Genomic DNA, 15,181 nt, shown 5'->3' with positions numbered 1-15,181 from the left:
ATCGTCATCGACCATAAGCGGTGCAGGGGGGAAGTTTTGCCGTTCACACTGAGCCACGCGGCGGCGGTCCTGCCGGGCCTGCGACGCGACGGCACCGGGCGCGGGCCACTGCTCGCATCGGCCCTCGTAGCAGGGTCGTTCGCGCCCGACATGACCTATTTCGCGGCCACCGCCGCGCCGGCCGCGATGCGTTTCGGGGACGTCACCCACTCCTTGACGGGTCTCGTCACGGTCGACGTGCTCATCACGGCGGCCCTCGTCGGCCTGTGGCTGGTGATGCGGGAGCCCCTGCTGGCACTGGTGCCACGGCGCAGGCAGGCCCGCTTCCACGGCTTCGTACGCGGCGAGGACTGGCGGGGCGCGCAACTCCCCTCGCTGGCGTGGCGGTTCTGCCTCTCGGCCGTCATCGGCAGCTGCACGCACGTCGTCTGGGACAGTTTCACCCATGTCGACCGGTGGGGGATGCGGGCGTTCCCGGTGCTCGGCGAAATCGTCGCCGGCTTCCCCGTGTACATGTACGCGCAGTACGGCGGCTCCGCGGTGGCCCTCGCGGTGCTGACGTGGTTCACGGTCTCGGCCCTGCGGCGGCGGCCGGACGGCCCCGCCCCCGCGTCCGTGCCGCTGCTCCCCGCGCGCGGGAGGCAGGTCGCCGGGGGGCTGCTCGCGCTGTGCGTGCTGGCCGGCGTCGTACACCGGTGCGTGCGGTGGTACGCCGCCCAGAGCGTGACTCTGAGGCCGCTCGACTTCGTGCCCACCGCGTGCTTCGGCGCCGGGGCGGGGCTCGCCGTGGGGCTCGTCCTGTACGCCGTGGGGGTGCGGCTGTGGGTCCGCCGCACGGTGCCGGGGGCGGCCGCCGCGGACGGCCTCCCGCCGTCGCCGGACGGACCGCACCTCCCCGTACGGGCGGGGCGGACCGGCCGGTCCGGCGACTGACGGCGCTTCCCGGAGGAGCCGGCGGGCCGGTCAGTGCGCTGCGGACTCCCAGTCGGTTCCGACACCCACCGACACGTCCAGCGGGGCCCGCAGGCTGACGGCGCCCGCCATCTCGCGGCGGACGAGCTCCTCCACCCGCTCCCGCTCCCCCGGGGCCAGTTCCAGGACGATTTCGTCGTGGACCTGGAGGAGCATCCGGGTCTTGAGGCCCGCTTCCGTCAGCGCCCGGTCGACGTTCAGCATGGCGACCTTCACGATGTCGGCCGCGGTGCCCTGGATGGGTGCGTTGAGCGCCATGCGCTCGGCGGCCTCCCGGCGCTGGCGGTTGTCGCTGTTGAGGTCGGGGAGGTAGCGGCGGCGGCCCAGCATCGTCGCCGTGTACCCGGTGGCCCGCGCCTCGTCGACGGCCCGCCGCAGGTAGTCCCGCACCCCGCCGAACCGCTCGAAGTACGTGTCCATCAGGGCCCGCGCCTCGCCCGCGTCGATGTTGAGCTGCTGCGAGAGGCCGAAGGCGGACAGCCCGTAGGCGAGTCCGTACGACATGGCCTTGATCTTGCGCCGCATCTCGGCGTCGACCGCGGACCGCTCCACGCCGAACACCTGCGAGGCGACGGTGGTGTGCAGGTCCTCGCCGGAGGTGAACGCCTCGATGAGGCCCTCGTCCTCCGACAGGTGCGCCATGACCCGCAGCTCGATCTGGCTGTAGTCCGCGGTCATCAGGGCCTCGAAGCCCTCGCCGACGACGAACCCGCGGCGGATGGCACGGCCCTCGTCCGTGCGCACCGGCACGTTCTGGAGGTTCGGGTCGGTGGAGGAGAGCCGGCCGGTCGCCGCGACCGTCTGGCTGAAGGTGGTGTGGATCCGGCCGTCGCCGGCGACGGTCTTGATCAGCCCCTCGACGGTGGACCGCAGCCGGGCCTGCTCACGGTGGCGCAGCATGATGACCGGCAGTTCGTGCTCGGTCTGGGCGGCCAGCCAGGCCAGCGCGTCCGCGTCCGTGGTGTACCCGGTCTTGGTCTTCTTCGTCTTGGGCAGGTTCAGCTCGCCGAAGAAGACCTCCTGGAGCTGCTTGGGCGAGCCGAGGTTGAACTCGTGGCCCACCGAGGCGTGCGCCTCCTTCACGGCCTGCTGCACCGCGCCGGCGAACTGCTGCTCCATCGCCTCCAGGTGGGGGCGGTCGGCGGAGATGCCGTACCGCTCCATCCTGGCCAGGAGCAGCGACGTGGGCAGCTCCACCTCGTGCAGCAGCTCGGTCGCGCCCACCTCCTTCAGCTTCACGCCGAACGCGTCCCCGAGGTCGAGGACCGCGCGGGCCTGCGCCATCAGGGCGTCGGCCTCGGCCTGGTCGTCCTCGTCGGACCCGAAGGCCAGCTGCCCGTCGGCGGCGGCCGGGGCGAGCTCGCGGTGCAGGTACTCGACGGACAGGGCGTCCAGCGCGAACGACCGGCGGCCGGGCTTGACGAGGTAGGCGGCCAGCGCGGTGTCCATCGAGATGCCCTCGATGGACCAGCCGTGCTCGGGGAAGACCCGCAGCGCGTCCTTGGCGTTGTGCATGACCTTCGGGCGGGCCGGGTCGGCGAGCCAGGCGGCGAAGGCCCGCTCGTCGGACTCGTCCAGCTCGGTCGTGTCGAACCAGGCCGCCGCGCCGTCGGCCGCGGCCAGCGCGACCTCGCTGACATTGCCGACGCCCAGGGCCCAGCTCGCCACGGTGGACACGCCCAGGGGCTGCCCGCCGTGCTGCTCCAGCCAGGACGCCAGCTCGCCGGCGCGCAGCACCGTGCCGTCCAGCTCGACGCCGGCGTCCGGGGCCGGGGCCTCTTCCTCCTCCGCGCCCGGGTCGACCGCGAGCAGCCGCTCCCGCAGGCTCGGGTTGCGGATCTCCAGGACCTCCAGGAACCCCTTCAGCGCGGTCCTGTCGTACGGCGCGCGCTCCAGGTCCGCCACGGCCTTGGGCAGCTCCACGTCGCGCACCAGCTCGGTCAGGTGGCGGTTGAGCTTCACGGACTCCAGGTGGTCGCGCAGGGCCTGCCCGACCTTGCCCTTGACCTCGTCGGCGCGCTCGACCAGCTCCGCGAACGAACCGAACTGGTTGATCCACTTCGTGGCGGTCTTCTCCCCCACACCGGGGATGCCCGGCAGGTTGTCCGACGGGTCGCCGCGCAGGGCGGCGAAGTCCGGGTACTGCGACGGAGTCAGCCCGTACTTCTCCTGGACCTTCTCCGGAGTGAACCGGGTCAGCTCGGAGACGCCCTTGGTCGGATACAGCACGGTCACGTGGTCGGAGACCAGCTGGAACGAGTCCCGGTCGCCGGTGACGATCAGCACGTCGAAGCCCGCGGCCTCCGCCTGGGTGGCGAGCGTGGCGATGACGTCGTCGGCCTCGAAGCCGTCCACCGCGAAGCGCTCGGCGTTCATGGTGTCCAGCAGCTCACCGATCAGCTCGACCTGCCCCTTGAACTCGTCCGGGGTCTTCGAACGGTTCGCCTTGTACTCCGGGAAGTCGGCCGAGCGCCACGTCTTGCGCGACACGTCGAAGGCCACCGCGAAATGCGTGGGCGCCTCGTCACGCAGCGTGTTCGCCAGCATCGACGCGAAGCCGTAGATGGCGTTCGTCGGCTGGCCGCTCGCGGTGGTGAAGTTCTCCGCGGGCAGCGCGAAGAACGCTCGGTACGCCAGGGAGTGCCCGTCCATGAGGAGCAGGCGCGGACGGTTTTCTGCGGGCTTCTTCGATGCTGTCTCTGACACGCCCCCGATCCTAGGCGGCACCACTGACAATCCGGCCCGCGGCGTCGCGCTGTCGGTGCCGCGTGACAGGATCGAAGGCGTACGTGACACCACCGCACGCTCAAAGGGGAGCGCCATGGCCGCCAAGCCGCCCACAGGTGACCCGATCCAGGACGCGCCGCAGGTCGCCGCCCCGCAGCACGCCGCGGCAGGGCTCCCCGCCATCGGGCACACGCTGAAGGCGGCGCAGCAGCAGATGGGCGTGCGCCGCACCGCGCGCACACTCCTCAAGGTCAACCAGAAGGACGGTTTCGACTGTCCCGGCTGCGCCTGGCCGGAGGAGGACAAGCGGCACACGGCGGAGTTCTGCGAGAACGGCGCGAAGGCGGTCGCCGAGGAGGCGACGCTGCGCCGCGTCACGCCCGACTTCTTCGCCGCGCACCCCGTCGCCGACCTCGCCACGCGCAGCGGGTACTGGCTGGGCCAGCAGGGCCGCATCACCCAGCCCATGTACCTGGCCGAGGGCGCCGACCGGTACGACGCGGTGACCTGGGAGCGCGCCTTCGAGATCATGGCGGAGGAGCTGCGGGCGCTCGCCTCCCCCGACGAGGCCGTCTTCTACACCTCGGGCCGCACCAGCAACGAGGCGGCGTTCCTGCTCCAGCTCTTCGCCCGCGAGTTCGGCACCAACAACCTGCCGGACTGCTCCAACATGTGCCACGAGTCCTCGGGCTCGGCCCTCACGCAGACCATCGGCATCGGCAAGGGCAGCGTCTCGCTGGAGGACCTGCACCAGGCCGACCTGATCGTCGTCGCCGGGCAGAACCCGGGCACCAACCACCCCCGCATGCTCACCGCGCTGGAGAAGGCCAAGGCGGCCGGCGCGAAGATCATCTCGGTGAACCCGCTGCCCGAGGCCGGGCTCGAACGCTTCAAGAACCCGCAGACGCCGAAGGGGATGATCAAGGGCGCCGCCCTCACCGACCTCTTCCTCCAGATCCGCCTCGGTGGCGACCAGGCCCTCTTCCGGCTGCTCAACAAGCTGATCATCGAGGCGGACGGCGCCGTCGACGAGGAGTTCGTACGGGAGCACACGCACGGGTACGAGGACTTCGCCGCCGCGGCGCGCGGGGCGGACTGGGACGAGACCCTCGCCGCCACCGGCCTGCGGCGCGCGGAGATCGAGCAGGCGCTCGCCATGGTCCTCGCCTCGCGGCGCACCATCGTGTGCTGGGCCATGGGTCTGACCCAGCACAAGCACGCCGTGCCGACCATCCGCGAAGTCGTCAACTTCCTGCTGCTGCGCGGCAACATCGGCCGCCCCGGCGCCGGTGTGTGCCCCGTGCGCGGCCACTCCAACGTGCAGGGCGACCGCACGATGGGCATCTTCGAGCGCCCGGCCCCCGCCTTCCTCGACGCCCTCGACAAGGAATTCGGGATCACCTCGCCGCGCCACCACGGTTTCGACGTCGTCCGGTCCATCCAGGCGCTGCGCGACGGCGAGGCCAAGGTCTTCTTCGCCATGGGCGGCAACTTCGTCGGCGCGACCCCCGACACCGACGTCACCGAGGCCGCGATGCGCCGGGCCCGCCTGACCGTCCACGTGTCGACGAAGCTCAACCGCTCGCACGCCGTCACCGGAGCCCGCGCGCTGATCCTGCCCACCCTCGGCCGCACCGACAAGGACGTGCAGGCGGCGGGCAAGCAGTTCGTCACGGTCGAGGACTCCATGGGCATGGTGCACGCCTCGCGCGGCAACCTCGCCCCCGCGAGCCCGCACCTGCTGTCGGAGCCGGCCATCGTCGCCCGCCTGGCCCGCGCGGTCCTCGGCCCCGGCTCGGCCACGCCGTGGGAGGACTTCGAGAAGGACTACGGCACAATCCGCGACCGGATCTCCCGCGTCGTCCCCGGCTTCGAGGACTTCAACGCACGAGTCGCCCGCCCCGGCGGCTTCACCCTGCCGCACGGCCCGCGCGACGCCCGCCGCTTCACCACCGACACCGGCAAGGCGAACTTCACCGCCGCGCCCGTCGAGTACCCCGAGCTGCCCAAGGGCCGGCTGCTGCTCCAGACGCTGCGCTCGCACGACCAGTACAACACCACGATCTACGGCCTCGACGACCGCTACCGGGGCATCAGGGGCGGCCGGCGCGTCGTCCTCGTCAACCCCGACGACGCCCGCGAACTGGGCCTGGCCGACGGGGTGTACACCGACCTCGTCAGCGAGTGGAAGGACGGCGTCGAGCGGCGCGCCGCCGGATTCCGCGTGGTCCACTATCCGACCGCGCGCGGCTGCGCCGCCGCCTACTACCCGGAGACCAACGTCCTGGTACCGCTGGACGCCACCGCGGACACCAGCAACACCCCCGCGAGCAAGTCCGTCGTCGTACGTCTGGAACAATCGGCAACCGCCTAAGCGTTCGCTTAAGGACGATGGACACCGTACGACGATCGGAGCCGGGCCCCATGGGCGAGCAGACCGCAGCTGTGAAGTTCCCGCAAGAGGTCATCGACGAGTACGCCCAGCTGGGCGTCGACCTGCCCGCTCTCTTCTCCGCCGGGGACCTCGGCACCCGCATGGGCGTGCGGATCGTCGAGGCGTCCGCCGAGCGCGTCGTGGGGACCATGCCCGTCGAGGGCAACACCCAGCCGTACGGCCTGCTGCACGGCGGGGCCTCCGCCGTGCTCGCCGAGACCCTCGGTTCCATCGGCTCGATGCTCCACGGCGGCGCCTCCAAGATCGCCGTCGGCGTCGACCTCAACTGCACCCACCACCGGGGCGCCCGCAGCGGCCTGGTGACGGGCGTGGCCACCCCCGTGCACCGCGGGCGCTCCACCGCTACGTACGAAGTCGTCATCACCGACGATCAGGACAAGCGGGTGTGCACCGCCCGGCTCACCTGTCTGCTGCGCGACGCCCAGGCCGTCGGCGGCTGACCGGACCTCCGCCGTGGTGGGCCCGGACGGATCGACACGTCCGTCCGGGCCGTGGTGACGCAGCGTGTGGTCCCGGTGTCCGATATCGCCTCCAAAGCCACACCTGCGCCTGTGACCCACACGGGGGCCGGCCGCGTCGCACGCCCCGCTTCGTCCCGCATTGACCACCTGCGGCGGCCCGACCGCGACGCGCCCCGGATGTCCGGTTACGGGCGCCCCGTCCGGTCAAGAACCGGCCTCATGAAGCGCTTTCCGGCCACCGGCGCCTGTTCGATATACGTACCCGGTGTCCGCGAGACACCCCTGCGCCGACGCTCCCGTGACGCCCGCCGATCCGTCACCGCGCCCGAGCCGAATCCTTGCGCCGAAGCCGCGGCCCGGCGGTACGGCCATCACGCGCGGTGACGATCGCGGTCGGCCGCAACGCCCGTCGCACACCCGCGCACACCGCGCCGACCACCGCGAAGAGCGGGCGGCCAGGCGGCTCGACGGTCCGCGCGGGCGGCTTCCCCCAGCCGCCGCAGGACCGCACCCGCAACCGTCCCACCTCACACAGTGTCAACTCCCCGCGTCAACAGCACGCTTGCCCACCGGACAGCGAACCGGTTCACTGTCGTCCACCCCCACAGGAGGGCACCCGTCCGTCACACACAAGGGGTTCTCTTGACCGCAGTACGCATCACCGCAGCACGCACCACCGCAGCCGCCGCAGCCACCGCCGGGGCGTTCGCGCTCGTGCTGGCCGCGGCCCTGCCGTCCGCCGCGATCAACTCGTACAACGCGACGCCCGCACCCGAGCGAACCGAGGTGGGGGCACTCGTCGCCACCTGGGACGCCGACGCGAACCCCGCCACCCCGGACCGCGTCGACTGGGTCTGCTCCGGCACCATGATCGACGCCGACACCTTCCTCACGGCGGCGCACTGCACCACCGACTGGCCCGACAACGTGCGGTTCTACGTCTCCCTCGACCAGGACGTGCAGGCCGGACTCGACAAGGCGGCCGCCGAACACCCCTCGGACCCGGCGGCGGTGGCCCGCGCCGTGGCGGTCCCGGGGGCGGCCCACAACCACCCCGCCTACCCCGGCCCCGCCTCCGACACCCACGACATCTCCGTCGTCGAACTGCCCGCCGCCCAGGTCAAGGCACGCTGGACGTTCAGCCCCGCCACGCTCCCCAAGGCCGGCGCCCTCGACGCACTCGGCCCGCAGGGCCTCGACGACACCGACTTCACCGTCGCCGGATACGGCACCCGGGAAGCGGAGCGCGGCCCCGGCGGCCACACCCACCCCGGCGGCGGCGTACGCATGAAGGCCCCCGTCACGTACAACGCGCTCAACGACGCCTGGCTGCGCCTGTCCATGACCGCCCCCCAGGGCAACGGCGGTGCCTGCTACGGCGATTCGGGCGGCCCCAACTTCGCGACGCTCGGCGGGAAGCGGACCCTGGTCGCCACCACCATCACCGGCGACACCCCCTGCTACGCCACCAACGTCACCTACCGGCTGGACACCGCGGGAGCCCGCGCCTTCCTCGCCCCGTTCACCAAGCTGCCGTAGGGCACGCTCGTCCTGTTGTGTCACGGATTGTGACGACCTAGCGTTCCCCTCATGGAGACGGGAGCGCACGCGCGGGCCGGGTACGCCGCCTGCGTCCTGGTGGCCGTCATGACCTTCGCGGGCTGCATGACCTTCGCGGGCTGCTCGGCCTCCCGTACGGCCGGGCAGCCCGCGCCGCCGAGCACCGCCCCGCCGCCGCCCCATGTGACCTGCGCGAAGCTGGTGTCCTACTGGGCGGGCGAAGCCCTCAGGGGCGGCAAGTGGGCCGGGCTCGACTGGGAGCAGAAGGGGCTTTCGAACGAGCAGTACGCGATCCACGAGGAGGTCCTCGCCGCCGGTCGCGCCGAGGCCGCCCGGCGGGGGCGCGTGGCGGGCCTGCGGCTGATCGACCGCCTGGCCGGCGAGGCGTGCAGGGCCGCGAACGGCGCGACCGGCAGCTCGGAGAACTGGCGCCCGCCCCGCTGAGCTGCGGCCCGACGCGGACCCGCCCGCTTCCCGCCCCCGCCCTCCACGCCTACTCCCGCACCGCAGTTTCCCAAGTCCCGCTTGGCGCAGGGTAGTTGCCCGAGCGCGCCGCCGAGGCGTCCGGCGCAGGTCAGCACGCCGGCCGCAGCACCCCGCGAGGGGGCACATTGCGTCGGCGTAACACTACGTAACAGCGGTGCGAACGGGATCCGGCGCTTCGCGCTCGACACCTGACCCCGGCCACCCGCCCGAGAGCGTTATGGGCACCCTCGGCAGCCCACGGCTTGATCACCTCAAGCGCTGCTGCGGAACTGGGAATTCTCAGCATGCGGACTTTCTTGTCGGTGAACTTTCAACCCATCTGTCCACACTGCCCCACCCAGCATTGGCCTTGGCATAACAAGAGCGTCACATCCTGACTTCACACCTCCACGACCCCTCCACCTCCGCCTAGAGTCACGGCCAGTCACCGCGCCGCCGGGCGCGTCTGCTGCACGGCCCCTGTATCGACCAGTACGGCCCGGCGATCGTCACGGCACCTCAGCAGAGGAGGCCGCGCCAGGGAAAGGACCTTTCGTGCGACACCGTTCTTTGCTCATACTCACCACAGCGCTCACGACCGGAGCACTGACGCTCACCGCTTGTGGGTCGCGCGACGACGCCAAGGGCGGCGACGACAGCAGCAAGAAGACCACCGTTGTCATCGGTGTCTCCGTCCCGCTGACCGGCTCGCTGTCCGCGCTCGGCCAGGGCATCAAGAACTCGGTGGACCTCGCGGCCAAGACCGCGAACAAGAACAACGAGGTCCCGGGCGTCGAATTCAAGATCGAAGGCCTTGACGACCAGGCGGTTCCTGCCTCCGGCCAGACCAACGCCACCAAACTCGTAGGCAACAAGGACGTCATCGGTGTCGTCGGCCCGCTGAACTCCGGCGTCGCCCAGTCGATGCAGAGCGTCTTCGAGAAGGCCGGCGTCGTCCAGGTCTCCCCGGCGAACACCAACCCGGCGCTCAGCCAGGGTGACAACTGGGCCAAGGGCGACCTGCAGCGTCCGTTCAAGACGTACTTCCGCACCGCCGCCACGGACGTCGTCCAGGGCAAGTTCGCTGCGCAGTACCTCTACAACGACGCCAAGAAGCGCAAGGTCTACGTCGTCGACGACAAGCAGACCTACGGCGCCGGCCTCGCCGCGATCTTCTCCGCCGAGTTCAAGCGGCTCGGCGGCAAGGTCGTCGGCACCGACCACGTCACGGTGAAGGAGACCGACTTCTCCAGCACCGCCGACAAGGTCAAGGCGGCGAAGGCCGACTCCGTCTACTTCGGTGGCCAGTACCCCGAGGGCGGCCTGCTCTCCGACCAGATCAAGAAGACCGGCGCCAAGATCCCCACCATGGGCGGCGACGGCATCTACGACCCCGCGTTCATCAGCGCCTCCGGCGTCGCGAACGACGGTGACTTCGCGACCTCGATCGGCTACCCGGTCGAGAAGCTCCCGACGGCGAAGAAGTTCATCGCCGACTACGAGGCCGCGAAGTACGACGACCCGTACGCGGCCTACGGCGGCTACTCGTACGACGCCGGCTGGGCCGTCGTCCAGGCCGTCAAGGCCGTCGTCGCGGAGAACGACGGCAAGCTGCCCGAGGACGCCCGCGCCAAGGTCCTCGCGGCCATGTCGAAGGTCTCCTTCGACGGTGTGACCGGCAAGGTCGCCTTCGACCAGTACGGCGACACCACGAACAAGCAGCTCACCGTCTACAAGGTCGAGGGCAAGGTCTGGAAGGACGTCAAGTCCGCCACCTTCGAGGACTGATCCTTCACAGTCCCCGCACCACCTGCCTGAACCGCTTCACCCGATCCATCTGATCGAACCGCGCGAGGGCGCAACAGCGCCCTCGCGCGGTGTCATATCCGACAAGCTCATCGGAGGCCCTGCGGTGCACGAACTGCCGCAACAGCTGGCCAACGGCCTTGCACTCGGCGCCCTTTATGGCTTGATAGCCATCGGGTACACCATGGTGTACGGCATCGTCCAGCTCATCAACTTCGCCCACGGCGAGATCTTCATGATCGGGGGCTTCGGCGCCCTCACCGCATACCTCGTGCTCCCCAGCGGGACAACGCTCCTCGTGGCCATCCCGGTCATGATCATCGGTGGCGCCATCACCTCCGTCGCCGTAGCGACGGCAGCGGAACGCTTCGCCTACCGCCCCCTGCGCGGCGCCCCCAGGCTCGCTCCGCTCATCACCGCAATCGGCCTCTCGATCGTTCTCCAGCAGCTCGTCTGGGGCTTCTACCCCGACGCGAAGAAGCCGCGCAGTTTCCCGGAGTTCCAGGGCGAGTCGTTCAAGATCTTCGACAACCTCTACCTCCAGCGCGCCGACGCCTTCGTCCTCGTCCTCGCCCCCCTGTGCATGCTCGCCCTCGGCCTCTTCGTGGCCAAGAGCCGCAGCGGCCGCGCCATGCAGGCCACCGCGCAAGACCCCGACACGGCGAAGCTGATGGGCATCAACACCGACCGCATCATCGTCATGGCCTTCGCCATCGGTGCCGCGTTCGCCGCCGTCGGAGCCGTCGCGTACGGCCTCGACAAGGGCCAGATCAACTTCGAAATGGGCTTCATCCTCGGACTCAAGGCCTTCACCGCCGCCGTCCTGGGCGGCATCGGCAACATCTACGGGGCCATGGTCGGCGGAGTCGTCCTCGGTCTCGCGGAAGCCCTGTCGATCGCCTACATCGAAGAGATTCCCGGGATGCAGCAGCTCGGCGGAGGCGCCTGGGCCAACGTCTGGGCATTCGTACTTCTCATCGTCGTGCTCCTCGTCAGGCCACAGGGCCTGCTCGGCGAGCGCGTCGCGGATCGGGCGTGAGAGCCATGACAACCGACACCACGACAGCCAACACGGCGACCGCGGACACCGGCGCCAAGGCAGACCTCTTCCGCTGGCTCACCGCCGCGGGCGGCCTCGCCACCATCGCCAGCACCTTCCTGTCCTGGACCTACACCGACGAGTTCCCCGGCGACCTCACCGTCTACGGATACCCGGGCGGCCTCCAGGTCCTCACCCTCGTCGCGGGCATCCTCACCACGCTCTTCGCCCTCGCCGCACTGGACATCAAGGGCCTGCGCTGGCTCGCGCCCACCGGCACCACCTCGGCCCTGCGCCTCGCCGCGCTCGGCGCGCTCGGCACCACCTGGTTCACGGTCATCGCCATCGCCGTCGAACTCGGCGGCTTCGTCCACCTGGAGCCGGGCGGCTTCATCGCGGCCGTGGCCTCCGTCATCCCCGTCGCCGCCGCCTTCCAGCTGCCCGACGACACCCGCAAGGCCCGCCGCCCCAAGGAACTGCCCTCCTGGGCGGAAATCCTGATCATCGTCGCCGCCTTCGCGATCGGCCTGTTCGTCGTCACCTACGGCATCGACACCGAGTACGCCGAACTCTTCACCGGCTACATGATCACCGCCGGGTTCGGCATCGCCGCCCTCTTCAAGGCCGGCCTCATGGCGCGCCTGTCGGCACTCACCGCCAAGTACCGCTCGATCGCCGTCGCAGCCGCCTTCGTCGCCGCAGCGGCCTTCCCCTTCACCCAGAACACCGACCAGTTCACCCTGATCGCGGTCAACATCCTCATCTTCGCGACCGTCGCTCTCGGCCTGAACATCGTCGTCGGCCTCGCCGGACTCCTCGACCTCGGATACGTCGCCTTCCTCGGCGTCGGCGCCTACACCGCCGCCCTCGTCTCGGGCACCACCGCATCCGCGTTCGACGTCCAGTTCCCCTTCTGGGCATCCGTCCTCACCGGCGGCGTCGTCTCCCTGATCTTCGGCGTCGTCATCGGCGCCCCGACCCTGCGGCTGCGCGGCGACTACCTCGCCATCGTGACCCTCGGCTTCGGCGAGATCTTCCGCATCACGGTCGGCAACCTCGACGGCGTGTCCGGCCCGCAGGTCACCAACGGCCCCAACGGCGTACCCAACGTCCCCGACCTGAACTTCTTCGGATACGACTTCGGCGAATCCCACACCATCGCCGGCTTCGAACTCGGGTCGTACGCCAACTACTACCTGCTGATGCTGCTCGCGATGATCCTCGTGGTCCTCGTCTTCAGCCGCGCCGGCAGCTCCCGCATCGGCCGCGCCTGGGTCGCCATCCGCGAGGACGAGACCGCCGCCACCGCCATGGGCATCAACGGCTTCCGCGTCAAGCTCATCGCCTTCGCCCTCGGCGCCACGCTCGCCGGCCTCGCCGGCACCGTCCAGGCACACGTACAGAGCACCGTGGTCCCCGAGATGTACGTCTTCGCCGGACCCGTACCGCCGAACTCCGCCTTCCTCCTCGCCGCCGTCATCCTCGGCGGCATGGGAACCATCAGCGGCCCCCTCATCGGCGCCACGCTCCTCTACATGATCCCCGCCAAGCTGCAGTTCCTCCAGGACTACCAGCTGCTGGGCTTCGGCATCGCGCTGATCTTCCTCATGCGCTTCCGCCCCGAAGGCCTCATCGCCAACCGGCGCGCCCAGCTCGAGTACCACGAGACCGACCAACTCGACGTCCCGGAAAAGGGCCTGCCCGACTCCGGCGTCGGCATCACGAAGGCGGGGGCGTGAACGACATGACGACCACCACCGAGAACACCGCCGCAACCGCCGAGACCACCACGGTCCTGGACGCCAGCGGCGTCACCATGCGCTTCGGCGGCCTCACCGCCGTACGCTCGGTCGACCTCACCGTCAACGCCGGCGAGATCGTCGGTCTCATCGGCCCCAACGGCGCCGGCAAGACCACCTTCTTCAACTGCCTCACCGGGCTCTACGTCCCCACCGAGGGCAAGGTCTCGTACAAGGGCACCGTCCTGCCGCCCAAGCCCCACCTGGTCACCCAGGCAGGCATCGCGCGTACCTTCCAGAACATCCGGCTCTTCGCCAACATGACCGTTCTGGAGAACGTCCTCGTCGGACGCCACACCCGGACCAAGGAGGGCCTCTGGTCGGCCCTCCTGCGCGGCCCCGGCTTCAAGAAGGCCGAAGCCGCGTCGCACAAGCGGGCCATGGAACTGCTCGAGTTCATCGGCCTGGAGCACAAGGCCGACCACCTCGCACGCAACCTCCCCTACGGCGAGCAGCGCAAGCTCGAAATCGCGCGCGCCCTCGCCAGCGACCCCGGCCTGCTGCTCCTGGACGAGCCCACCGCGGGCATGAACCCCCAGGAGACCCGCGTCACCGAAGAGCTCATCTTCGCGATCCGGGACCAGGGCATCGCCGTACTCGTCATCGAGCACGACATGCGCTTCATCTTCAACCTCTGCGACCGCGTCGCGTGCCTCGTCCAGGGCGAGAAGCTCGTCGAAGGCACACCCGCCGTCGTCCAGGGCGACGAGCGCGTCGTCGCCGCCTACCTCGGTACGCCCTTCGAGGGCGCACCCGGCGCGGAGGAGGCCGCCGAGGTCGAGGCCGCCGAAGCGGTGGCCGAGGCGGCCGGGGCGAGCCGGGCCACGTCGGCCGAAGCGACGGAGGCGACCGAAGCGGCCGAGGCCAGCGAGGCCGCCGAGGTCGAGGCCGCCGAGGCCGCTGAGGCCGCCGAGGAGGCTGCCGCCGCTGAGGCGAACGCCGCCGAAGCCGCTGAGGCCGCCGAGACCGCTGAGGTCGCCGAGGCCGCTGAGACCGCCGAGCCGACCGAGGCAGCTTCGGCCGACGGGGCCGCCGAGGAAGCCGGGGCGACCGAGTCGGCCGCGGCCACCGAAGCCACCCAGGCCGAGGGCACCACCAGCAAGACCAGCAAGACCAGCCCGGAAGGGGAAACCCAGTGACCGCTCTCCTCGAGGTCGAGGACCTCAGGGTCGCCTACGGCAAGATCGAGGCCGTCAAGGGCATCTCCTTCAGCGTCGAAGCCGGCCAGGTCGTCACCCTCATCGGCACCAACGGTGCGGGCAAGACCACCACCCTGCGGACACTGTCCGGACTGCTCAAGCCCTCCGGCGGCCGCATCCTGTTCGACGGCAAGCCGCTGCACGGGGTACCCGCGCACAAGATCGTGTCCCTCGGGCTGGCCCACTCCCCCGAAGGCCGGCACATCTTCCCCCGCCTGACCATCGCCGAGAACCTCCAGCTCGGAGCGTTCCTGCGGACGGACAAGGCGGGCATCGAGAAGGACATCCAGCGCGCCTACGACCTCTTCCCCATCCTGGGAGAGCGCCGCAAGCAGGCCGCGGGCACCCTCTCGGGCGGTGAACAGCAGATGCTGGCCATGGGACGCGCGCTCATGTCCCAGCCCAAGCTCCTGATGCTCGACGAGCCGTCGATGGGCCTCTCCCCGATCATGATGCAGAAGATCATGGAGACCATCGTCGAACTCAAGGCACAGGGCACGACCATCCTGCTCGTCGAGCAGAACGCCCAGGCCGCGCTCTCGCTGGCGGACCAGGCGCACGTCATGGAAATCGGCACGATCAAGCTCTCCGGCCCCGGCCGTGAGCTGCTCCACGACGAGTCCGTCCGCAAGACGTACCTCGGCGAGGACTGACCGTACCCACGCACAGCAAGAGGCCGCCCCCGCACTGCGCGGGGG

Annotated in this window: 11 protein-coding genes; 10 read left to right on the top strand and 1 reads right to left on the bottom strand. The window is 70.4% G+C overall.

The genetic code is table 11. The annotated features are described in order from the left end of the window. Positions 1 to 36 precede the first annotated feature (36 nt). The gene (locus tag ACWGH0_RS26440; protein ID WP_453406737.1) at positions 37 to 933 is read left to right on the top strand and encodes a DUF4184 family protein; all 897 of its coding nucleotides are present in this window, start codon (positions 37 to 39) and stop codon (positions 931 to 933) included. Between the two features lie 30 nt (positions 934 to 963). Here ACWGH0_RS26440 and polA read toward each other — a convergent pair whose 3' ends face one another. Then, the gene (polA, locus tag ACWGH0_RS26435) at positions 964 to 3,624 is read right to left on the bottom strand and encodes a DNA polymerase I (protein ID WP_453406767.1); all 2,661 of its coding nucleotides are present in this window, start codon (positions 3,622 to 3,624) and stop codon (positions 964 to 966) included. Between the two features lie 169 nt (positions 3,625 to 3,793). Between polA and ACWGH0_RS26430 the strand changes: the two genes are divergently transcribed. The 9 genes from ACWGH0_RS26430 (at position 3,794) to ACWGH0_RS26390 (ending at position 15,136) form a co-directional block, all read left to right on the top strand. After that, positions 3,794 to 6,073, top strand: coding sequence for an FdhF/YdeP family oxidoreductase (locus tag ACWGH0_RS26430; RefSeq protein WP_453406736.1), 2,280 nt, complete (start codon positions 3,794 to 3,796; stop codon positions 6,071 to 6,073). 50 nt (positions 6,074 to 6,123) lie between these two features. Next, positions 6,124 to 6,594 (top strand): PaaI family thioesterase, encoded by a 471-nt coding sequence (locus ACWGH0_RS26425; protein ID WP_453406735.1) that lies wholly within the window; start codon positions 6,124 to 6,126, stop codon positions 6,592 to 6,594. Between the two features lie 663 nt (positions 6,595 to 7,257). Continuing rightward, a complete protein-coding gene (locus ACWGH0_RS26420) occupies positions 7,258 to 8,154 on the top strand; it encodes a trypsin-like serine protease (protein ID WP_453406734.1) in 897 nt (298 codons plus the stop codon). Positions 8,155 to 8,205: 51 nt separating this feature from the next. Beyond that, entirely contained in the window at positions 8,206 to 8,619 is a 414-nt protein-coding gene (locus ACWGH0_RS26415) for a hypothetical protein (protein WP_453406733.1), read from the top strand. A 576-nt stretch (positions 8,620 to 9,195) separates the two neighbouring features. After that, the gene (locus ACWGH0_RS26410; protein ID WP_453406732.1) at positions 9,196 to 10,428 is read left to right on the top strand and encodes a branched-chain amino acid ABC transporter substrate-binding protein; all 1,233 of its coding nucleotides are present in this window, start codon (positions 9,196 to 9,198) and stop codon (positions 10,426 to 10,428) included. 124 nt (positions 10,429 to 10,552) lie between these two features. After that, positions 10,553 to 11,485, top strand: a complete 933-nt coding sequence (locus tag ACWGH0_RS26405) for a branched-chain amino acid ABC transporter permease (protein WP_453406731.1) — start codon at positions 10,553 to 10,555, stop codon at positions 11,483 to 11,485. Positions 11,486 to 11,490: 5 nt separating this feature from the next. Further along, a complete protein-coding gene (locus ACWGH0_RS26400; RefSeq protein ID WP_453406766.1) occupies positions 11,491 to 13,224 on the top strand; it encodes a branched-chain amino acid ABC transporter permease in 1,734 nt (577 codons plus the stop codon). A gap of 5 nt (positions 13,225 to 13,229) precedes the next feature. After that, positions 13,230 to 14,423: an ABC transporter ATP-binding protein gene (locus tag ACWGH0_RS26395; RefSeq protein WP_453406765.1), complete on the top strand. Its 1,194-nt coding sequence runs from the start codon at positions 13,230 to 13,232 to the stop codon at positions 14,421 to 14,423. Continuing rightward, complete coding sequence (locus tag ACWGH0_RS26390) at positions 14,420 to 15,136, top strand: ABC transporter ATP-binding protein (RefSeq protein WP_453406730.1); 717 nt, start codon at positions 14,420 to 14,422, stop codon at positions 15,134 to 15,136. Before ACWGH0_RS26395 ends, ACWGH0_RS26390 begins: the two co-directional genes overlap by 4 nt. Positions 15,137 to 15,181: the final 45 nt, after the last annotated feature.

Source organism: Streptomyces sp. NPDC054887 (genome assembly GCF_053610585.1).
Note: the sequence above shows the minus strand (reverse complement) of the source record. Positions and strands in the feature narration are given on the sequence as shown.